We start from the raw sequence: 20,571 nt of genomic DNA on the forward strand, positions 1-20,571 counted from the left end.
TTTTTGGCATGAAATTGGATTTCCCTTGTGTGAAATCAAATCACATAAGACAATGAAACACCAAGCCTTATTTTCCAAACTATTATCTTTTCTAATTTTAGTTTCTATTCTTTCCTCCTGCAAAAACTGGAACAATACCCAAAAAGGTGCTGTCATAGGTGCGGGAACTGGTGCTGCTGTAGGAGCGGTTATAGGCAATAAAAGTGGACAGGCAGCCCGTGGCGCAGGAATTGGAGCGGTAGTTGGCGGTGTAGCGGGAACTGCAATAGGCGTCTATATGGATAAGCAGGCCAAAAAGATGGAGGAGCAAATCAAAGATGCTGAAATCGAAAGGGTTGACGAAGGCATCAAAGTTACCTTTGCCTCAGGAATTCTATTTGGGTTTGACTCCCATTCCCTTACCCCTGCCTCTCAGGAAAACCTTCAAAAATTTGCGGAAATTTTAAGAGAATATCCGGACACAGATATTATGATTGAAGGCCATACCGACAACAAAGGTAGCCGTTCATACAATCAGGGGCTTTCTGAACGAAGAGCACAATCTGTGCGAAACTACCTCAAAATGAAAAACGTATCAGATGCCAGAATGCAGACAGTAGGTTATTCTTTTGACAGACCTGTAGCCACAAATGATACTGAAGAAGGGCGTGCCAAAAACAGAAGAGTGGAAATCCTGATTACGGCAAATGAAGACCTTATCAATAAAGCAGAAAAAGGAGAATTGAAGAATTAAATTTTAAATCTCGAAATCAATTTATCAAGCCACTGTGAAGGTGGCTTTTTTTCTTCCATTTCATAATAGTTACCAGTATACTTGTTTTTTCTCAGATAAGAATAGTTGTAACCGTACCCATAATTGTATCCTCCAAAGTCATAGACGTCCCCTCCTGCCTTGATGCCATTGAATACTGCATAAACTTTGTCTATCTGATCATTTGCATAAAGGTCATTGATCATCAAAAGGTATTTCTTGTGCGTATAATTTTGTCTGACGATATACAGGTTAACATCCGAAAAACGGAGTAAATCCATGGTTTCAGACACCAGGCCAATTGGAGGAGTATCCATAACCACAATCTCAAATTCAGTTTCCAAATGTTTCAAAAACTCTTCCATTTTATCCTTAAGTAAGAGTTCAGCAGGATTTGGGGGTATAGGTCCTGATGGAACCAAATAAAGGTTTTCATACTTGGTCTCCATGATGATTTCTTCTTTCTCGGCTTTATTGACCAGATAATTGGATAATCCGGTCTTGGAATCAAGCCCTACATATTCTGCCATTTTGGGCTTTCTTAAATCAAGGCCCAACAAGCATGTTTTTTTTCCACTCAAAGCCATGGCTGCAGCCAGGTTAAGGCTTACAAAAGTCTTTCCTTCACCGGAAACTGAGGAAGTAATAAGTATTTTTTTACACTTTTTTTCACTGGCTATGTAAAACAAAGCCGATCTTAAAGAACGGAACGATTCAGCAACCATGGATTTTGGATGCTCTGCCACTAACATATTCGTCTCCTTGTTACTCAAGCCGATAGTCCCTAAAAGTGGAATCCTGATCGCGTTCTTAAGTTGGATTTGATCCATTATTCTATTGTTGAAATAATGATATGCAAATAGAAAAACTAAGGGTATCAATAATCCCAATCCAGCAGCCATTCCATAGTTTTTGGGTTTCTGAGGAAAAATCAAACTCCCCATTCTTGCATAATCAAGAACCGAATTATCTGAGATATTTGAAGCCTTTGCAATCCCTGCTTCCGCCCTTTTCTCAAGCAGGTAATTATATAGATTTTCCCTTAATCTATATTGTCTGAAAATATTGGTATAATTGGATTCAGTCTGAGGCAATTTGGAGAACTCCTTGTCAAATTTTTCCAATTTGCTTGCTGCCTCTTTTTTTCGCTTCAATGTATTTGCTACAAGATTATTGATGTTTTCAAATATATTCTCTCGCAGCTTGGCAATTTCTTCATCCACTTCTTTGACCTTTGGATGGTTATCATTGACAAGCACCAAAAGTTTTCTTCTTTCCAAAGAAGCATCTACCAATGACCGGATCAATCCGTTCAGGAAACTATCATTAAGGCCAACGACTGATGGAGCTATAATATCGGTGTAATCATTGCCTTTGGTCTGAAGGTATTGTTGCAGGGATTGGTAATAACTAAGTTCAAAATCAATGTTTTGAATAATATCCTCTAGGTTTTGAATATTTCCCAAAACGCCTCCAAACTCGGAATTGACATCTAAGAGTTTGTTTTCAACCTTAAAATTGAGCATGACCCTTTCTACCATTTTGAGAGAATCCTCCAAAATCCTCATCTGCTCATCGATAAACTTAAGGGTGTTTTCTGAAATCCGGTTTTTCTCTTTCAGGTCATAATCAATATAGGATTCCATTAAAGCATTGACATAATCTCTTCCCTTTTCAACTACTCTAGTTACCATGGAAACCTGAAGGACTGTACCATAGCTATTGATTGGCCGTACGAAAATGGATCTCGCATATTCATCTACTACTTGGGAAGGATTATGGATGACAAAATATAATTTATCGCCCTCCCTCATAGGTTTGATCTCATGAACAGAAAAATTTGCCCTGGATGACCTAATTTCCTCTCCAAACTTATATTTCTTATTGAGGATTTCATCATCTACCGGACCCTCTGCCTTGGCATTTAGGAAATCAAAGAATCCCTTTTCCTCTTTGGATAAGATAAATTCATTTTCTGAAACCTTAGTGAGAAAGATAGCACCTGTTTGAAATTGAGGGCCGGACCTGTCCACCTCCACTTTGATAGGAGATTTATCATACAGCTCAACTTCCTTGATGGTAGTGTAAGCAAAATAGCTGACATCCAAATGAAGTTTATTTAATGCTTCCTGAGCTAGGTTTTTGGAAGTCAGTAAAAGGATGTCATTTTCTAGGTTTTGCCCTCCACTGAATATATTGGATCTATCCAAAATCCTCGCTTCCGGTGTATTCTTCTGCTTGATCAAAATACTGCCCCGGACTTCAAATTCTTCAACAGTATACCTATGAAAGAGGAATACTACCACCAATGCTATAAAAATACAGGTAAGGTACAAAGGCCAATACCTGGCATATTTAATCAGATAATACTTGATGTCAATAGGTTTGACATCGTCCTCAAACTTCGATATATCAACCTTTCCGTCAATCATATATTCCTAGTAAACAAGGCGACCAACAACAATAAGGAAGAGGAGATGGATAAAATCAGACTAAGTGATGATGACAGGTTGTCCGCCCGCCCAAACTGTCTGATATTCATGGGTTCCAAATACAAAATATCATTATTTTGTATAAAATAAAAGGGTGATGCCAATAATGCCCGGTCATTGAGGTTAATCTGATGGATTTTTGTCCCACCGTCATATTGCCGTACCAAAAACAACTTGTTTTTCTTGGCCAAAATATCGGATTCCCCAGCCATCGCTACTGCATCAAATATTGTGGCCCTGTGTTTCAGTAAGGTCATTGTTCCTGATCGGCTAAACTCTCCTAAAGCTGTAAAACGGATACCTCCAATTCTAAGCCTGACATAAACATCATCTTTAAAATAGGCTTTTATAGCTTCCTCTACTTCTAACCTGGCCTGTTCTTCATTGAGGCCTGCAATTTTAATCTTTCCCAGTCTGGGAACCTGAACATAACCGTCCGCATCAATCGCATAACCTGTAAAAAAGAAAAGGTCACCTGCACCCATCATACCAGCCCCTCCCATCCTCATATTCCTTGAACCTTGAAATTCAAATACCTTTGTCAATTCATCGTCAGCAGAAGCAAAATCTATATCAACTACGTCAAATGGCTGAAGAATATAATTTTTTTCGTATTCAGCAAATGGGATAAACTCATCTAATTCAATAGGCTCATTACCTGGCAAATTCTGAAGATAGGTAATCCGCTTATTGCTGATACAGGAAGATGCAAAAAGTACAATCAAAGAAAAAAGAAATATTACTCTCATGGATAATTCATGCATAGAAACCGGATCAAATATAAAGAAATATAAGAATTAAGCTACACAAAAATCCAACTACCCTGATGAGTGAATTTTAATGTAAATAAATTTGCCTTTCGTACCCAGGAAACTGGACATATTGAATAAAACCAAAAAAATCTTTTCTGATTTAAACCTCAGACATGGAGATGCTTGTCATTCCAAATTCATTTCTTAGATATTTAAAATGATCCAAAAGCTCCTTTAAACATAAAAGATTTTCTTTAGGAAAATTCCCAAAATTATGTGGATGCCACCACAAATGATAAACTTCTCCGTTTCGTGCGGCATAATCCATTTCTCCCTTAATCCTTCTAATTCTTCTTTGGTTAAAAAGAGAACTTTCTTTAAATGGTCTCAATAACCTTGAAGCGGGAATTTCCAATATTTCACCTTGTTTCCGCAAAGGCTTATTAAAAGTAGTTTTACTGCCAAGGGGATACAAGGTGTCTCCTGTCCGAAAAATCCGCTTCACCAGATTCTCATCTTCAGGCTTCTTCCAATACCAATCACTGGGATTGGTCCTTATTGCTCTAAACCCTTCTTCTTTTACAATATTTACTGACTCCAGGTCCATTTGATTCCTGGGAAATACCAGTGAATAGAGTTTTCTTTCGAATTTTTCCCAAGCTATTTTTTTTGCAGCAATCAAGTCTGCCCTGAATTCCTCTTTTTGCTGTCCCTTTTCGCAAGTGTAATAATGGGAAAAAGTATGACTGCCCAACTCCTGACCTGGACAATCAATGATCCTTTTTACCAAATCAGGAGCAAATAATGCTTCCTCCCAGATTTTACTTTGATTTTGTCTCCATACATAGGCTGAAAATCTGTTTTCCTCATATGTTGGCTTAAGTTCTGGCCAAAAAGTCTTCCATTCCTCTTCACTTTCTGCCATTAAACTTCCAACTGTGGCCCAAGTAGCATGTATTTCATACTGATGAAATAACTCTAACACCTCAGGTATACTTTCTCTGGTCCGCCGATAATATAATAAGTTCTGTTCCAAATCCTTTTTATCAAACCGCCCCCAATGGAGTTCAAAATCAAGTGATATGATCAAAAATGGCTTCACAGATCAGATTTTAGTTGCCATAAATCTATATATTATTTTCTAGTTTCAAATTTGAAAGTAAAGCAACTGTCATTAAATGAAAATAGATCATAAAAAATGATTTCATGCGCATGATGATTCCAAGATTATTTAAGGTAATCCCATATACCAACATCAATGTAAATCCAAAAAGCACTGCCCAATAAATCCAAGAAGGCGTGAGTGTCCAATTCATTTTTCTAAAAAATATCAATGGCAAAAGAAAGAAAGCTAGGCTAATGCTATTTTCTATTCCTGCAATAAGCCTCCAAAAATCGGCCGATTCTCCCGGCATGGGTCTGAAATACAATGTCCATAATTTCATTGGCCAGGAATATGATTCCATGGGAATGGAGGAACCTGCAGCAAACTGATCCAAAAAACTTAACTGCTCTTCACTAAAACCCATAATATCCGTTGGGGAAATACCTTCCATATGAGTGATATACAATAGGAACTGTAACATATGCCAACCCACCAATATCCAGATAGGGATGATTAAAAGTTTCAATTGGAAATGAATTCCTTTTTCAAAGCATACCACAGGCAGAGCAATCCCCAAAAGCAGGGCCCCTTGAAGTGGTCTCACAAAAAAGGAAAGTAAAATACCAAATGTGAGCAAATACCAAGACGTTTTCAGATTTTGGGTTCCTTTAAGAAATAAAACCAATCCCAACAAGCTCAAGGATTCTTTTCCAATACCAGAGGTCCAAAAATGGAGGTTTGGCAAGAGAAAAACCAAATAAAGGAGACTAAGGGTCCAAGGATTTGGCCTTGGAGGTAGAATATTGATTACCATGCCGAATAAAATCCGGAGAGCTAAAAAGGAAACCAAAGCATAAATGACATTGCCAAGCCAGAACGGAAATCCAAGGACTTTGGAAGGCAGGTAATTGAGCCATTGGATAAAATAGGTTCGAGTCCCGAAATGATCTGCCCAACTTTGCGGATGATGCGAAGTTTCAGCGCTCAACTGCCAATATCGAATGGCATCTCCGCCGTACTCATTGAGGTACCAAGTAAAAATAAAGGCAAAAGCCACATGATAAAAAAACAAAAATCTTATAAATCCAGCAGGATGTGGTAAAGTCAACTGCTTCATCTGAATGGAAAGGTTGGACAAGGCTAAAGATAATTCAAAAATTGAAGACAAGTTTAAATTCTTAATCAGCCCCTTTTTAAAAGCTCAAGCATGGTCTAAAAAATTGAACCGAATCAATGATAAATTTTTCTCAATTCAATCTTAAGTACCAGGATTTGTCATTTTATAAAAATAACTGGCCCTTTTTAAAGGAATTTAGGTATAATTCCAACCTACTTTTGGCATATCAATTGCAAAATGTGAGCTATAAACCTTAACATTTAAGCACATGAAAAATTCTAAAAGAAATCTCAAAAGAATTGCTGTCCTTTTTGTCGTAATTACGGGATTACTGGGATATTCTTGTTCCGAAAAAGACGATTCCGACTTTAACAATCCTGAAACGCAAGCAAAATTAAGTGCTGAGGCAGCTACAGCCAGCAACAGTGCTGAGAATAACAATGAAAGGGTAATAGTAGCTGGATTTGCTACAAGTGAATTCCATGTGGGTACTAAAGATGTGGAAATGAAATATGCTGCAAGAGCTGATATCCTTGCTGGTATTAATATTGGCAACATCAGCTTAAAAACAAATGCCAATGCCGGCTTGCATACTTCTTCAACGTCCAGAAAAAAAGTTACCCTAATAAGTAATGGGCAGATGAGAACTTCCACTGTCGGAGAAGGCTCAACTCCAAGAGGCAATTACATGGAAGTGACATTTAGGCTATTTAAGAATACCGAAGTGAGTTCTTCCGATCCATTATATGATAAATCTTTGGCCATCACCGGTGAAGTCGAAGGAAAAGCTGCAGAAATCTGGTTCAATTCTGAGAAAATGATTCGAGCAAAAGCCGAATCTGCTCAAGGAGTGGAAGTTGATGGACAAACAGAAATGGTCCTAGTTTTTGACATGGAAAAATTATTTGCCAATGTAAATTTTGCGACTGCAACATCAGCTACATCAACTGGAAAAATTGAAATTGGGCCAAACAGTACTGGAGCAAATGCCCTATTGTATTCACAAATTGAAAGCAATCTTGAATCGGCAGTAGTGCTGAAGAAAAAATAAATCCAAATAAAGCTTTTAATTTTCTTTAAAAGGAAACTTGAACCACTTGAGAAACTCTGGAAAATGGACCGCTTTTATTGTCATGTAATAAATGCAGTCACCAAAAGCACCATTTTTAAGACCTATTTTACTAAAAAAGCCGGACAATTGTCCGGCTTTTTTATTTCAGAGGAGTTTCGGAGCGCTAAAAAACAGTCTGATAGGGCTGAGCGTTAAAAAATAATTCTGTGAATCATTTTGGCGATGAGCCAGCTTGCAGGCCTGCTGCCGACGACTCAAAATGAAAAAAGCCAAGCTTTCGCTTGGCTTATTTTATGCAGAGGAGGAGGGATTCGAACCCCCGGTACCTCTCGGTACAACGGTTTTCAAGACCGCCGCAATCGACCACTCTGCCACTCCTCTATTCCAAACAAGTACCCTTGTTTTGGATTGCAAATGTAGCCGATTAGTTTGAATTTACAAACCACAAAACACCAAAAAACTTTAGCTGAATATTAATTGTCTGATTATCTGTTTTTTTAATTTTCAAAGATTCATTGCAGCCTGTTTTTTTCATATTACTACCCAGTTTTTCTTTGGTTTAACAAAGTTCATTTATTATATTGAGTTTTAATTTCCATATTTATTTGATGTTTACATACAGCCTGCTGTACTTCCTGCTTTCTTGGATGACCACGGTGCCTCAACCGTCAATGGAAGAACCACCTCAAAAATCAAATGAAGTTGTAGAAATAGAGATAACAGAAACTAAACCCCGCTTGGCAATCTCCTTTGATGATGGGAATACTGCCGATATGCCCGGTTATTCGTTGGATGAATGGGATGGACTGATTCTCCAACATTTGGAAAAATATGGAGCAAAGGCCATTTTCTTTGCTACAGGAGGACAACTGAATAGCCAAAGGGGCCGGAATTTATTGGAAAAATGGGTTCAATCAGGACATTACCTCGGCAACCATACTTACACACACCCCAGTTTCAATAGTGAAGAAGTAAGCTTAGAGGATTATAAAAGGGATTTTCTAAAAAATAACCCTTTCTTATCCAAATTCGACAACTTCGTTCCTTTCTTTAGATTCCCTTATTTAAAAGAAGGCCAAACCATTGAAAAAAGGGATGGATTTAGGAAATTTTTAGAAGAAAATGGCTATAGAAATGGACATGTCACCATCGACGGTTCCGACTGGTACATCAACAGTAGACTACTCGGCAGACTAAAAAGAAACCCAAATGCCGATATCTCTGATTTCAGAGACTGGTATGTCAAACACCATGTGGAAAGGGCAAATTTCAATGATAGTCTAGCAACAGTTTTGACAGATAGGAAAGTTTCCCATGTGCTGTTGCTTCACCACAACTTTGCTGCAAGTCTATTTTTAGGTGATCTACTGGAGGCACTTACCGCAGAAGGTTGGGAAATCGTTGATGCCATGGAGGCTTACGAGGATCCGATTTACCAACATCAGCCCAAAACCCTTCCCGCAGGAGGCAATTTCCTACGAGCCTTATCAAAAGAAGCCGGAATTTATGGCTCCCTTTTCGCCCATGCCCCAGAAAGAGAAGGTTACCTTAAAAACAAAATGGATTATTTAGGGCTTTAAATATTCCACCAATAAGTAAATTTTAAGGCAATTGATCTATCTTTTGCCTGAAATGGTGCAGGCAAATAATTGTCAGTGAATACCAGAAAAATATCCGATGCAGGTTTGAATCTCCATTGCAACCTGGTATTCATATTGATATTTTCCCTTTGCTCATTGTACTGGAAAAAAGCAGTCAAAAAGAAAGTATTGGTCATAGTCACATCGAATCTCGGACCAATCAACCAAAACCTGGTAACACTCCAAGGTTCTGGCAAATGAATCTCATTATAATTGGCATTTAGGCTCAGACTGAAATAGGGCTGAAGCCTGTAGCCGATTTCACCCATAGCATTGTAACGGTTTCCACTTGCAAAATAACCGCCATACCTTGTCGAAAAGGCATAAGTAAAAATGCTTTGAGGCTTGGACGTATACTCAGTGCCCCATGCATACCACCTGTGTTCAGTACCTTTAGCTAAAGTATCTCCAAGAAAATTGGTCGGATCAAATGGAGCCAACAATTTGATGTAATCTCTGCCCCCCCATACCACCAAATTGCTCTGTGACCTGAATCTTACTCTATAGGAAAGCCAGGACTCATTATCTGTTTGGTTTAGTTCTGTATCAAAAAACCTTCTGGAATTAAACTCAGGCCCATGACTGAGTACTTTTCTGCTTTTAGGGAAAAACAGATACCCAACAGTAGGATGGATCTTAGTAAATCCCTTTCTGGGCACAAAACCTACCTCAGCAGAATAATTTTCAGAAACATATTCCTGTTGCATGTTCCAATACAAATTACCACTGGTATACCTCAGGTTAGCTGCATAGGCTAAGCCCGATCCATCCTGTCCAGAATTAAATGATTTTAAAACAAATGCTTTACCTGTCCAGTGATTGTTTGAAGATGCCAAATTAAATTCCATTCCCACATTCCGGTCATAATCAGCAAGTCCAACCTTACCTAAATTGGAAGGTGGCCTGAACATTCCTACCTGCCTGTTGACGAAAATGGCGCCAATATTAGATCTTGCAAATACCCTACGTTGTAAAGAAATCACTGAAAAATTTTGGGAATCAAGCTCTTTCTCCTCCACTTGGGCGGTTTGCATACTCATAGCTCCAATTCTCCAGTCCTGGTTGATTTTCCCACTCAATCTCGCTCCAGCTTGAATGGGTGCGTTCAAACCTATTCTCCGGGAAAAAAAAGGACGGATAGTCTCATAACCAAAGTTGGCAAAAAGATCCCCATTTTCGAGAAAAAACTGCCTTCTTTCGGGAAAAAACAATTCAAATCTATCCAGATTGGTCACTTGCCTATCCACCTCCACTTGGGAAAAATCCGGGTTGATTGTCATGTCCAGATTCAATGCAGATCCTAATCCAATTTTGGCATCCAAACCATAATCATAACGGTAACTTGAAGATCCGCCTTCACCCCTACTTTGCCTCATACCTCCCAATCCATATGGGATCAAGGAAATATTGGGGGCTGAAGAGGGCGGGGAATTATCCCATACCAAAACACCCGTATAAGCCAAAGATGCAGAAGGAAATTGCCTTGGCACAGGGGCCCAACCGGATTTCTCGGTAGTTTTTAGGTCCATCCGGCTAAAATTGATCCCCCATTCTTTGATTCCAGCCTTATATCTGATGGATTTAAATGGAATTGCTGCTTCAAAAATCCATCTATCATCATAATTTTTTACTTTGGAAATCCATTTGTTGTCCCAACTCAAATCAACCTTTCCCCCATCATACATAATTCCATCCCATTGGGCACCGGCAGCATTGACTCCAAATGAAAAACCGTTCATCTGGTCTTCAAACGGATCCATAAATAGAAGGAAATTATCATTCTTTCCAAAAGAAAAATCCCGTCTTAATGATTCAACCATGTATGGCCCCTCAACAGCGTGGTGATTGATGACTAAAATATATAGGTTTTTGTCATCATAAGCCATGCGTACTTCCGTTTGGACCTTTGAAAAACTTGTGTCCATAGGAGTAATCATAAAAAAATTGTCTGCTGCTTCTGCTCCCTTCCAAGTAAGTTCATCCATGACTCCGTCCACAGTGATAGGATCTACTGTTCTGGAAATATGCAACCTATAAGAAGAATTGATTTTTTGGGCATTGACGGCACTTTGGATCCCTATTATAAGCAGAACCAAAGGAATTAATTTTTTCATCAAATAAGGATAAATGTGCTTGGGTAGCCTAAAAATAGGGAATGCATTTTCCAAAAAAGCAGGTAATTCTATCAATGAGCTAAATCAGGTAAGAAAGGAGAATTTCAGGGAATAAAATCAGCTATTCCATTAAAGATTTGAGTCCCAACAGAAATACCTACTGCGGTAACACTGTATGGCAGTTTCGCCCAATGTTGAACTCAATGAATAATTGGCCATTGCCCCAACTCCGGCTCCAATTACCGGTATTAACTGAGCCAGCTTCGCCAGATCCATATAGTCCCTATATTCTAACTGAAAGTTCCTCCAATCAAACTCTTTTTCATCTATTTGAAGATTTTCCAAATAACCATCCCAATTTTCGATGATCTCAATCGTAAGATTCCTGGTTTCCTGACTTGAAAAAGCAAGTTTGAACACATACAGCATAAAAAGTCTTTCCTGGAATTTTTTTACATCATGACCGTATGCAGCAGCTATTTCAAAGAGCATTTTCATTTTTATACTTAAAAAAGCAGGAAAGTCTGCAAGACCTAACCACAGACCTCCTGCCCCAGTAATTGCTCCCTCCACAGAGGCAGCCCTTCTATAGACTTTGATAATCTTTCTTACTTTCTCTTCCCTTTGGGAAAGATTGGATGCAGCAAAGGGTTTGGGAGTGATGTACTTTGTCCCAAAAAGAACTCCCTTGATCATATTTTCTATAGCAAAGGTAATGACCTTATGAACCCTTTCAGGTATAAGGTCATTGATAGCCCTCTGAGTACCTTTTGTCAGTTTGTTGACAATGGAAGGTTTCTTCTTAGTTTTATATAACCAAGCAATTAACTCAGCCAATGCTATCTCATCATATTGTTCTGTATAAGCCAAAAGCAGTCCTCGTTTCTAACTATAAAGAAACGATTTTACTTTGGAAATAATCACAGTAATTACCCAAATTTCCTGAGGTAATTTTCTCCGATATCCCTTAATACCAATATCCATCCATTACTAAGGTCCAAGTAACCATATTCAAAATTAAACCAGATTAATTTATCTTTTCCTAACAAAAAATGATGGGTATGATATTTGAAATTATATCCCATCAACGACAACCTATCCTTCTGAAACTTTACAGATTCTTCCCCATCTTTCAATACCTTGGATAAAATCCTTCTGTTTCTCATCAAAATGTTTCTGATCAGGTTCACCTCATCTTCCACATCTTTTCTCCGGCCATTATTATAACCGCTCCTACAATTGTCTCCACAAAATCTCTTGTCCGCCCTACCATAAATCGCTGAATTACAGTAGAGGCAATGTCTCTTTAACCTGTGCATTTAAAAATAATTTAAGTTGAAGAACAGATTGTGCTGGGACGAGCAAATTAGTCAAAAGAAAATTTCTAAAAAATACCTAACATTAGGTATTTTTTACTCAGAATAATGGAAATTTCAGTTTCCTAATCCTCTAAATTGGATTTTATGCATTTTATCTTTTCAGAAAATCTCTCAGTACGTAATGCAAAATTCCTCCGTTTTTGTAATACGCTACCTCAATCAATGAATCAAGACGACTGATAACCTCAAATTCAAAATCCGATTTGCCTTCCATTTGAACTTTTATTTTAAGTCTTTTCAGGGCTGATAATCCATCACTTATACCATGTATATGAAAAGTCTCTTTACCGGTCAATCCCAAACCTTCAGCGCTTTCTCCCGTCAAATACTGTAAAGGAAGAATTCCCATTCCTACTAAATTGCTTCTGTGGATCCTTTCATAGCTTTCTGCCAAAACAGCCTTCACTCCTAAAAGGTTGGTACCTTTTGCCGCCCAATCTCTTGAAGATCCGCTACCATATTCTTTGCCGGCCAATACAATTAGCGGGATACTCTCCTCTTTATATTTTTGGGAAGCATCAAAAACCGACATTTCTTCCCCAGAAGGAATATGCAAAGTAAAACCTCCTTCCCTACTCACCAGTTGATTTTTTATCCTGACATTGGCAAAAGTTCCCCTGACCATGACTTCATCATTGCCCCTTCTGGAACCATAAGAGTTGAAATCTGATTTGTCCACTCCCCTTTGAACAAGGTACTGTCCTGCTGGACTATTTTCCGAAAAAGACCCTGCAGGTGAAATATGGTCAGTAGTGATGGAATCTCCCAGTTTGAGCAAAACCTTTGCTCCAATGATATCCTTTGGTTCATCAACAGTCTCCGAAATTCCTCTGAAAAATGGAACTTCCTTAATATAGGTACTCTCCTTAGACCATTGGTAAACCTGATCTTCTGGCACCTTCAATTGTTGCCACATCTGATTTCCTTCAAAAATCTCTCCGTAATTTTTTTCAAAATCCATTGGTGACAGGACCTTGGACATAACTTCAAAAATTTCATCATTGGAAGGCCATATATCCCTGAGATAGACTGGTTCAAGATTTGGATCGTAACCTAATGGTTCATGTTCCAAATCCACATCTACTCTCCCTACCAAGGCATATGCCACTACCAGCATAGGTGACATCAGGTAATTCATTTTTACCTGGGGATGTACCCTGGCTTCAAAATTTCTGTTGCCTGACAAAACTGAACTTACAATCAGATCATTAGATTCAACTGCCTGGGCAATATGTCTGGGAAGTGGACCTGAGTTCCCTATACAAGAGGTACAGCCAAAACCTACCACATGAAATCGAAGTGCCTCTAAGTCATCCAAAAGATTGGCTTTTTCAAGGTAATCTGTAACCACTTTAGAACCAGGGGCCAGTGAAGTCTTTACCCAAGGTTTCACATCCAACCCCCTTTCTCTTGCCTTTTTTGCTATCAATCCCGCACCTAACATCACGGAAGGATTGGAAGTATTGGTACAAGAAGTAATGGCTGCAATTACGATGGATCCATCATGAAGGACAAATTCCTCATTATGCAGCTTTACCGCTACTGTTTTTAAACCTTTTTTGACTTTGGTCTCGTATTCTACATCCAACAAACTTTCTCTGCCACTTTCTGAAGGTTGGCTTCCTCCTTCTTCAAACCACCTACTCACATCCCTCTTATCAATGGGTATATATTCCCTACCATGGGCTTTGGCAAGGATTTCGCCAAATTTCTGTTTAAATTCCCTAAGCAATATTTTATCCTGAGGTCTCTTGGGGCCCGAGACAGTTGGCTCCACAGTACTCAGATCAAGTTCCACAATTGAACTGTACTTTATTTTTCCCTCCCCTTCTCTCCAAAGCATATTGGCCTTACAATAAGCTTCAACTAAGTCAATCTGCTCCTCTGATCGATTGGTCTTCTGCATATAATCCAATGTCCTTTCATCTATTGGAAAATAAGTAACCGTACAACCAAATTCCGGTGACATATTGGAAATGGTCGCCCGGTCAGGAACAGTCAATGTATCGAGTCCCGAGCCAAAAACTTCGACAAATTTCCCAACTACGCCATGCTTCCTCAATAATTCTGTAATGGTCAAAACCATATCAGTTGCGGTAGTACCAATCGGAAGTTTTCCTTTCAACTTCAATCCCACTACCTCCGGCATTATAAAATAAATCGGTTGGCCCAAAATTGCAGCTTCGGCCTCAATTCCACCCACTCCCCAGGCAATGACGCCTATCCCATTGACCATAGGCGTATGGGAGTCTGTACCTACCAAAGTATCAGGGAAAACCTTTCCTTCTTTGGCGATGACCCCTTGAGCCAGATATTCTAAATTAACTTGATGACAAATACCCATTCCCGGGGGCACAACTGAAAAATTATCAAAGGCCTTTTGAGCCCATTTCAGAAATTGGTACCGTTCACCATTTCGCTCATACTCTACTTCTACATTTTTCTGATAGGAATAATTCGTTCCAAAATAATCCACTTGTACCGAGTGGTCGATGACCAAATCCACAGGAATCAAAGGATTAATCTTTTGCGGGTCCTTACCCTTACGGACTGCCTCTGCCCTCAATGAGGCAATATCCACTACGGCTGGTACTCCCGTAAAGTCCTGCATCAATACCCTTGCAGGCTTGAAAGGAATATCTTTATCTGAAGGTTCGGGAGACCAAGAGGCCAAGGTCTCAATATGCTCTTTGGTTATACCAAAGTCATCAAAATTCCTTAAAGCATTTTCCAATAGTATCCTAATGGAAAAAGGCAGGCTTTCGATATCAAAACCCGCCTTGGTCAAACCTTCAAAACTCCAGTATTGGAATTCTCCTTTATTGGTTTTTAATGATTTTATGGAGTTAAATGGATCTCGGGACATGACGTTTAGGGGTTTAAATGGATCATTAAAAAAATACAATACCCTTAAATTTAATCATTTAGGCCGAAAAAACCGCGCTTAATCCTAATGAAAACAGAATTTATTAAAAAATAATGGCCAAACTTTTAGAGAAATTTGGCCCAAATATTTACACCTTCAACGGTGTTCTATAATCAGTTATTTTCTTTCGCCTTGTTCATCCGCTTAAATCCTTTCCTAAAAGGCCAGGTATATTCCAATGCCTCCAGTCCCCTGTTTAAGTTCATCGTAGAACTATCTGCATAAATCAATGTATGCTTCAGTCTTGATGCAAATTCCTCATCATTGAGAACCATACCCAATGCATTGCTTTTATCATTTAATTTGTAAGTGACTTCATTGAGATTTTCTGTCAGCACCTTAGCATTATCTGCAGTTGCCTGTAGCCCCTGAATGGACGTTTGAAGATTTTTATATAGTTCCTTATCGTTCATCAGGTCATGGACCAAGTTACCTTCCTTGTTCAGGCTAGATGAAAACTTATTCAACTCCACCAACATCCTATTGCTATTAACCGAAGCTTTTTCCAAATTACTCAATATGCTTTTGAAATTATCAGCGAGGACACTATCAGTCATCACTGCACCAACAATTCCTTCCCCCTGAGCAATTTTGCTTGTCAAAACTTTTAAATTCTCTGTGATCGTAACAAGGTTCTTATTATTTTCCTGTAAAGTCTCCATCATTTTGTCCGTATCCAATGGCATTTCAGACATAAGCCTGTCTCCATTTTCAACTGGTGGTGCCTGCGTAGTTCCTCCGTATATAACAATAATTTTGTTTCCTATCAGACCGTCTGAACTAATCGTTGCTTTTGAGTCTTTCCTGATATATTCCCTAACTTTTTCCTCCACATTCATTACAATCTCCACCTGGGAATCTCCAAAAAAATTGATTCTTCTCACAGTTCCGATCTTCACTCCAGAAAACCACACATTGTTCCCTGCCTGAAGGCCTGCTACATCATCAAAAACAGTGGTCAGCTGAATACTTTTCACAAATTTCTTTTGCTGCCCACCTAAGGTTAAAACACCCGTAATAAAGATGATAATGCCGATCAGAACAAAAATGCCTACAATGACGGATTTTTTATTATCGTTTCTCATTATTTGATGAAGTTATAGTCATAGAATGATTTAATATTAGGATCACTTGCATTTTCAAACACATCTTCAAATGAACCTACTGCTTTAAATTGTCCTTTTACCAAAACTGCCATCCTGTCTCCTGTTACTTTGGCACAGGTAAGGTCGTGGGTAATGACAATAGAAGAGGTCTTATATTCCTCCCTCACCTGATTGATCAGGTTGTTGATATCAATACAGGTAATTGGATCCAAACCTGCGGTTGGCTCATCATAAAACATAATCTCAGGGTTAAGAATCAATGTTCTTGCCACACCTATCCTTTTCTTCTGACCTCCGGAAAGTTCCGAAGGCATTTGATTGATGGTATTGGGTAAACCCACGGAATCAAGGAGACGTTCTACTTTGTAATCTATTTCCTTTCTGCTAAGATTTTTGACATTTCTGGTAAGTGGGAATTCCAGGTTTTCTCTAACAGTCATACTATCGTAGAGCGCTGATGCCTGGAAAGCAAAACCTATCTTAAGCCTGAGCTGATTCAGTTCCCTAAGATTCAACTTTGAAAGGTCCTTGCCCAAAATCTTAATGTAGCCTTCATCTTGCTTAAGTAGCTGTACCAATATTTTGATCAATACTGATTTTCCACTACCTGACTTTCCCAATACTACCAGGTTTTCCCCTTTGTACAAATCAAGATCAACACCTCTCAAGACATCATTGTCGCCGAATGATTTATACAGGTTTCTTATTTCAATAACTGACTCCCTCATAGTTTATGCATATCGGATGGCATTGACAATCTGTAGTGCCAGAAGTTCTTCAATAAAAATCAGAAACATAGACATGACCACAGATGAATTGGCAGCCTGCCCTACACCTTCAGTACCTTTAGTAGAATTGTATCCCTTATAACAGCCCACAATTCCAATCGTAAATCCAAACACCAAGGATTTGATTACAGAAGAGAAAATATCCAGAAAAGAAATTGACTCAAAAACCTGTACGAAAAACGTAGAAAGGGAAACAAGCTCATTTTGGTTGACATTGATGAAAGAGCCCATCAAAGCCACAAAATCAGTATACATCACCAATACCGGAATCATAAAGGTAGTGGCCAATGTCCTGGTTATAACCAAATACTTAAATGGATTGATAGCGGATACCTCCATGGCATCAATCTGTTCGGTCACTTTCATAGAGCCCAGCTCTGCTCCTATACTGGAGCCCACTTTACCTGCAGCGATAAGTGCTGTTACCAATGGACCTAAGGCCCGCACCACTGCAATTGAAATCAAGGCAGGCAGCCAGGATGTAGCTCCAAATTCTGCCAAAGAAGGACGGGACTGATTGGTAAATACTATCCCTATAATAAATCCCGTTAGGGAGATCAAAGGCAGGGACCTATAACCTATTTCATAACACTGCCGGAGGATTTCTTTGAATTCATAAGGAGGAAACCAAACCTCCTGAAAAAATCGCTTAACAAACGCAAAAGCATCTGCCAGACCTCTGAAAAAATTATCCAACTTTTTGCTTAAGACCGGGCGCTTATCTTTCATAAAATCTTAATTCTTTTTCTAACGAAACGCTAAAATAGGCAAAACAATTGAGCTTACGGAACAATACCCAAAATCTCAGACATAATTTCGTTCTTTAAAGGCTTGATTAAAAACCCGGATACCAATGAATAATTCAAACTCATCTCTATATCTACGGGGTCCATAGAGGAAGTCAACATCTTTACTTCAATACTTTTCTCTTTTTGACCAAGTAGATCCAAAAACTCCCATCCGGTCATCTCCGGCATATTGACATCCAAAATCAAAAGGTCAGCTTCATTGCCATCCAACCATTCTAAAGCATTATACGGATTTTCAAAAAAGAAAAGCTCAATGTCCGGTTTTAGCCGCTGCAGATTCTTCCGGTTGATCATATGCTGTATGGTATCGTCATCAACAAAAATTATTCTGTTTACCATTCTGCTCATTACCATTATTTATAAAATTCTGACAATTATTCTCTCTCTATTCAAGTAGTATTCTAGGGACCTCTAACCGATCTGGAAAAAGTGGTTTAAATGTACAAATTAATTGACATTATCTCAGGCAGGAACAAAAAATTTAGGCTAAAATGATTTTTTAGTCATAGCTAATTTTTTTAGCCTAGACAAATTTAGGTTAGACTAATATTGATTTAAATAATTTTAAATCAGCACATTAAGAATCACTTTCTTAATTTAAAATTGAAGATCTATTTAGCAACTAGTAGTTGAGGGGATATAATTATCAATGTATGGATTTAGCTGGACAACCAGGCTGGTTCAGCAGTCTTGAAAGGTCAAAAAAAATCCGGCTGATTGGTTCAGCCGGATTAAAACTCTCCCGGATAATTCCGGATTTATCTTCCAGGATTCCGTATTATTCTTACTTCTTCTCCCCTCCTTTTCCTTTATTTCCTTCTGAAGAACCGGAGCTATCAGAGCCTGCGATTGAAGACCTCATGTCTGTATCGGACTTAATATTTTCCATTCGGTAATAGTCCATCACTCCCAATTTTCCGCTACGGAAAGCTTCTGAAATTGCCTTGGGAACTTCTGCTTCTGCCTGAATTACCTTTGCACGCATTTCAACAGTTTTGGCCTTCATTTCCTGTTCAAGGGCCACTGCCATAGCTCTCCTTTCTTCAGCTTTAGCCTCAGCCACTTTAAGGTCGGCTGAAGCCTGATCAATCTGCAGCTTTGCTCCGATATTGGTTCCCACATCAATATCTGCAATATCAATAGAAAGGATTTCAAAGGCAGTACCTGCATCCAATCCCCTTTCTAATACAAGTTTTGAAATTTTATCAGGGTTTTCCAATACGCTCTTATGGTTTTGTGCAGAGCCAATTGAAGTAACTATACCTTCTCCTACCCTAGCTAAAATGGTATCTTCACCGGCACCACCTACAAGCTGTGCAATATTCGCCCTTACGGTCACCCTTGCTTTGGCTATCAACTGAATCCCATCTGCTGCAACTGCTGCCACATTAGGCGTATTGATCACTTTAGGGTTAACGGAAATCTGAACGGCTTCAAACACATCCCTGCCAGCCAGATCAATAGCTGTTGCCTGTTTGAAACTGAGATTGATATTGGCCTTGTCTGCTGAAATCAGGGCCCTGATTACATTGGGTACATTGCCCCCCGCCAGATAGTGGGTTTCCAGTTCATTGGTAGTCAACTGAAGACCTGCCTTGGTAGCTGTAATCAATGAATTCACAATCACGCTTGGAGGCACTTTCCGTATACGCATACCTATCAACTCCCCTATGCTTACCCTTACATTGGCAAAGATTGCGGTGATCCAGAGATTGACCGGCACAAAATAGAGAAAGATAAATAGTAAAATCAGCCCAGCGAAGGCTGCAAATAAAATGAAAGCTGAATCTGTAATTTCCATATATTATGCTTTAATGATGATTTTATTGTTTTCCAATTTGTGTATATAAATTTTGGTACCGGCACGGATAAGACCTGAATCTGATTTGACTTCATAGATTTTTTCACCGATTTCTGCTTTTCCTATAGGCTTGATATCAGAAACTGCTTTTCCTTCCATTCCCAATTCCAATCCTTGCAGCCTGTCTTCAAATGCATGACCGGTTATCGCATCTTTCAATGCAAATTTGCTCCATACACCCGACCTGAAACCATATATGATGGCTGAAAAATTGACCAAAACTGCCAGTAAAAGTATGATCCAACCCGTTTGGTTATCAAATTTCAAGAATGCATAATAAATCCCTCCGGCAGTGAAAAGAACACCAATGATTCCGACAAGAGTGGTGCCGGGAACAAATAGGATTTCAGTTAGGACCAAAAGCAGCCCAACGGTCAACAAGGATAGTAAAATGAACCAGGTCATTATTTTTTTCCTGAAATTACTCTTTTTTAAATATTCCTGAAACCAAAGCCCATATTATTATCATAGTGAACCCAACTATACATGCATCCATAATCTAGAAACTCTTTACGGAACAGGCATCAAAAAAGGTTTGAAAAAATGATTATCAGCCAAGAATCGGACTCCGGTAGGCAATATAAATGCAAATGAAGGAAGTACGTAAAGCAAAAAAAACTGGCTGCCCATTGGACAGCCAGTTGATTTCCTTTCAATTC

The 20,571-nt window shown here is 38.9% G+C and carries 17 protein-coding genes and 1 tRNA gene; 3 read left to right on the top strand and 15 right to left on the bottom strand.

The window, feature by feature from the left end; translation table 11 throughout:
- The first annotated feature begins 52 nt into the window (after positions 1-52).
- Positions 53-733 carry a YiaD family glycine zipper/OmpA-like lipoprotein gene (locus CLV48_RS17590; protein ID WP_106568608.1) on the top strand — a complete coding sequence of 227 codons (681 nt, stop codon included), beginning with the start codon at positions 53-55 and terminating at the stop codon, positions 731-733.
- Here the strand turns inward: CLV48_RS17590 and CLV48_RS17595 are convergent.
- The 4 genes from CLV48_RS17595 to CLV48_RS17610 all read right to left on the bottom strand — a co-directional run bounded on the left by CLV48_RS17595 (position 730) and on the right by CLV48_RS17610 (position 6,268).
- Positions 730-3,183 carry a GumC family protein gene (locus CLV48_RS17595; RefSeq protein ID WP_106568609.1) on the bottom strand — a complete coding sequence of 818 codons (2,454 nt, stop codon included), beginning with the start codon at positions 3,181-3,183 and terminating at the stop codon, positions 730-732. The two genes, CLV48_RS17590 and CLV48_RS17595, sit on opposite strands and share 4 nt — an antisense overlap.
- Positions 3,180-3,992: a polysaccharide biosynthesis/export family protein gene (locus CLV48_RS17600; RefSeq protein WP_106568692.1), complete on the bottom strand. Its 813-nt coding sequence runs from the start codon at positions 3,990-3,992 to the stop codon at positions 3,180-3,182. Before CLV48_RS17600 ends, CLV48_RS17595 begins: the two co-directional genes overlap by 4 nt.
- A 163-nt stretch (positions 3,993-4,155) precedes the next feature.
- Complete coding sequence (locus CLV48_RS17605; RefSeq protein ID WP_211299969.1) at positions 4,156-5,097, bottom strand: polysaccharide deacetylase family protein; 942 nt, start codon at positions 5,095-5,097, stop codon at positions 4,156-4,158.
- A 25-nt stretch (positions 5,098-5,122) separates the two neighbouring features.
- Complete coding sequence (locus CLV48_RS17610) at positions 5,123-6,268, bottom strand: hypothetical protein (RefSeq protein ID WP_245889601.1); 1,146 nt, start codon at positions 6,266-6,268, stop codon at positions 5,123-5,125.
- A gap of 217 nt (positions 6,269-6,485) precedes the next feature.
- Here CLV48_RS17610 and CLV48_RS17615 point away from each other — a divergent pair, with 217 nt between their 5' ends.
- Positions 6,486-7,268, top strand: coding sequence for a hypothetical protein (locus tag CLV48_RS17615; RefSeq protein ID WP_106568611.1), 783 nt, complete (start codon positions 6,486-6,488; stop codon positions 7,266-7,268).
- A 317-nt stretch (positions 7,269-7,585) separates the two neighbouring features.
- On the opposite strand, the gene CLV48_RS17620 is transcribed toward CLV48_RS17615, so the two are convergent.
- Positions 7,586-7,670 (bottom strand) — tRNA-Ser (locus tag CLV48_RS17620).
- Between the two features lie 227 nt (positions 7,671-7,897).
- On the opposite strand from CLV48_RS17620, the gene CLV48_RS17625 reads away from it, so the two are divergent.
- Complete coding sequence (locus CLV48_RS17625) at positions 7,898-8,869, top strand: polysaccharide deacetylase family protein (RefSeq protein ID WP_106568612.1); 972 nt, start codon at positions 7,898-7,900, stop codon at positions 8,867-8,869.
- Here the strand turns inward: CLV48_RS17625 and CLV48_RS17630 are convergent.
- From CLV48_RS17630 to CLV48_RS17675, 10 genes are all read right to left on the bottom strand, one after another.
- Positions 8,866-11,043 (bottom strand): DUF5916 domain-containing protein, encoded by a 2,178-nt coding sequence (locus CLV48_RS17630; protein WP_106568613.1) that lies wholly within the window; start codon positions 11,041-11,043, stop codon positions 8,866-8,868. The genes CLV48_RS17625 and CLV48_RS17630 overlap by 4 nt on opposite strands.
- A gap of 129 nt (positions 11,044-11,172) precedes the next feature.
- On the bottom strand, positions 11,173-11,913 hold the full coding sequence (locus CLV48_RS17635; protein ID WP_245889602.1) for an EcsC family protein: 741 nt from the start codon (positions 11,911-11,913) through the stop codon (positions 11,173-11,175).
- Between the two features lie 59 nt (positions 11,914-11,972).
- Positions 11,973-12,362 (bottom strand): DUF2116 family Zn-ribbon domain-containing protein, encoded by a 390-nt coding sequence (locus CLV48_RS17640; RefSeq protein ID WP_106568615.1) that lies wholly within the window; start codon positions 12,360-12,362, stop codon positions 11,973-11,975.
- 151 nt (positions 12,363-12,513) lie between these two features.
- Positions 12,514-15,288 carry an aconitate hydratase AcnA gene (gene acnA, locus CLV48_RS17645; RefSeq protein WP_106568616.1) on the bottom strand — a complete coding sequence of 925 codons (2,775 nt, stop codon included), beginning with the start codon at positions 15,286-15,288 and terminating at the stop codon, positions 12,514-12,516.
- Between the two features lie 173 nt (positions 15,289-15,461).
- Complete coding sequence (locus CLV48_RS17650) at positions 15,462-16,433, bottom strand: MlaD family protein (protein WP_106568617.1); 972 nt, start codon at positions 16,431-16,433, stop codon at positions 15,462-15,464.
- On the bottom strand, positions 16,433-17,182 hold the full coding sequence (locus tag CLV48_RS17655; RefSeq protein WP_106568618.1) for an ABC transporter ATP-binding protein: 750 nt from the start codon (positions 17,180-17,182) through the stop codon (positions 16,433-16,435). Before CLV48_RS17655 ends, CLV48_RS17650 begins: the two co-directional genes overlap by 1 nt.
- Before the next feature lie 3 nt (positions 17,183-17,185).
- Entirely contained in the window at positions 17,186-17,971 is a 786-nt protein-coding gene (locus CLV48_RS17660) for an MlaE family ABC transporter permease (protein WP_106568619.1), read from the bottom strand.
- A 53-nt stretch (positions 17,972-18,024) separates the two neighbouring features.
- Entirely contained in the window at positions 18,025-18,399 is a 375-nt protein-coding gene (locus CLV48_RS17665; protein ID WP_106568620.1) for a response regulator, read from the bottom strand.
- Between the two features lie 436 nt (positions 18,400-18,835).
- Positions 18,836-19,852 carry a flotillin-like protein FloA gene (gene floA, locus CLV48_RS17670; protein WP_106568621.1) on the bottom strand — a complete coding sequence of 339 codons (1,017 nt, stop codon included), beginning with the start codon at positions 19,850-19,852 and terminating at the stop codon, positions 18,836-18,838.
- A 3-nt stretch (positions 19,853-19,855) separates the two neighbouring features.
- Complete coding sequence (locus CLV48_RS17675) at positions 19,856-20,317, bottom strand: NfeD family protein (protein ID WP_106568622.1); 462 nt, start codon at positions 20,315-20,317, stop codon at positions 19,856-19,858.
- Positions 20,318-20,571 lie beyond the last annotated feature (254 nt).

The sequence above is a fragment of the Cecembia rubra genome (assembly GCF_003014575.1).
Classification (GTDB): Bacteria; Bacteroidota; Bacteroidia; order Cytophagales; family Cyclobacteriaceae; genus Cecembia_A; species Cecembia_A rubra.

Excerpts from the sequence above, each read along its gene's own strand:
- CLV48_RS17590 (WP_106568608.1), top strand. The coding sequence starts at position 53 with ATGAAACACCAAGCCTTATTTTCCAAACTATTATCTTTTCTAATTTTA.
- CLV48_RS17595 (WP_106568609.1), bottom strand. The coding sequence starts at position 3,183 with ATGATTGACGGAAAGGTTGATATATCGAAGTTTGAGGACGATGTCAAA.
- CLV48_RS17600 (WP_106568692.1), bottom strand. The coding sequence starts at position 3,992 with ATGAGAGTAATATTTCTTTTTTCTTTGATTGTACTTTTTGCATCTTCC.
- CLV48_RS17615 (WP_106568611.1), top strand. The coding sequence starts at position 6,486 with ATGAAAAATTCTAAAAGAAATCTCAAAAGAATTGCTGTCCTTTTTGTC.
- CLV48_RS17625 (WP_106568612.1), top strand. The coding sequence starts at position 7,898 with ATGTTTACATACAGCCTGCTGTACTTCCTGCTTTCTTGGATGACCACG.
- CLV48_RS17630 (WP_106568613.1), bottom strand. The coding sequence starts at position 11,043 with ATGAAAAAATTAATTCCTTTGGTTCTGCTTATAATAGGGATCCAAAGT.
- CLV48_RS17640 (WP_106568615.1), bottom strand. The coding sequence starts at position 12,362 with ATGCACAGGTTAAAGAGACATTGCCTCTACTGTAATTCAGCGATTTAT.
- acnA (WP_106568616.1), bottom strand. The coding sequence starts at position 15,288 with ATGTCCCGAGATCCATTTAACTCCATAAAATCATTAAAAACCAATAAA.
- CLV48_RS17650 (WP_106568617.1), bottom strand. The coding sequence starts at position 16,433 with ATGAGAAACGATAATAAAAAATCCGTCATTGTAGGCATTTTTGTTCTG.
- CLV48_RS17655 (WP_106568618.1), bottom strand. The coding sequence starts at position 17,182 with ATGAGGGAGTCAGTTATTGAAATAAGAAACCTGTATAAATCATTCGGC.
- CLV48_RS17660 (WP_106568619.1), bottom strand. The coding sequence starts at position 17,971 with ATGAAAGATAAGCGCCCGGTCTTAAGCAAAAAGTTGGATAATTTTTTC.
- CLV48_RS17665 (WP_106568620.1), bottom strand. The coding sequence starts at position 18,399 with ATGAGCAGAATGGTAAACAGAATAATTTTTGTTGATGACGATACCATA.
- floA (WP_106568621.1), bottom strand. The coding sequence starts at position 19,852 with ATGGAAATTACAGATTCAGCTTTCATTTTATTTGCAGCCTTCGCTGGG.
- CLV48_RS17675 (WP_106568622.1), bottom strand. The coding sequence starts at position 20,317 with ATGACCTGGTTCATTTTACTATCCTTGTTGACCGTTGGGCTGCTTTTG.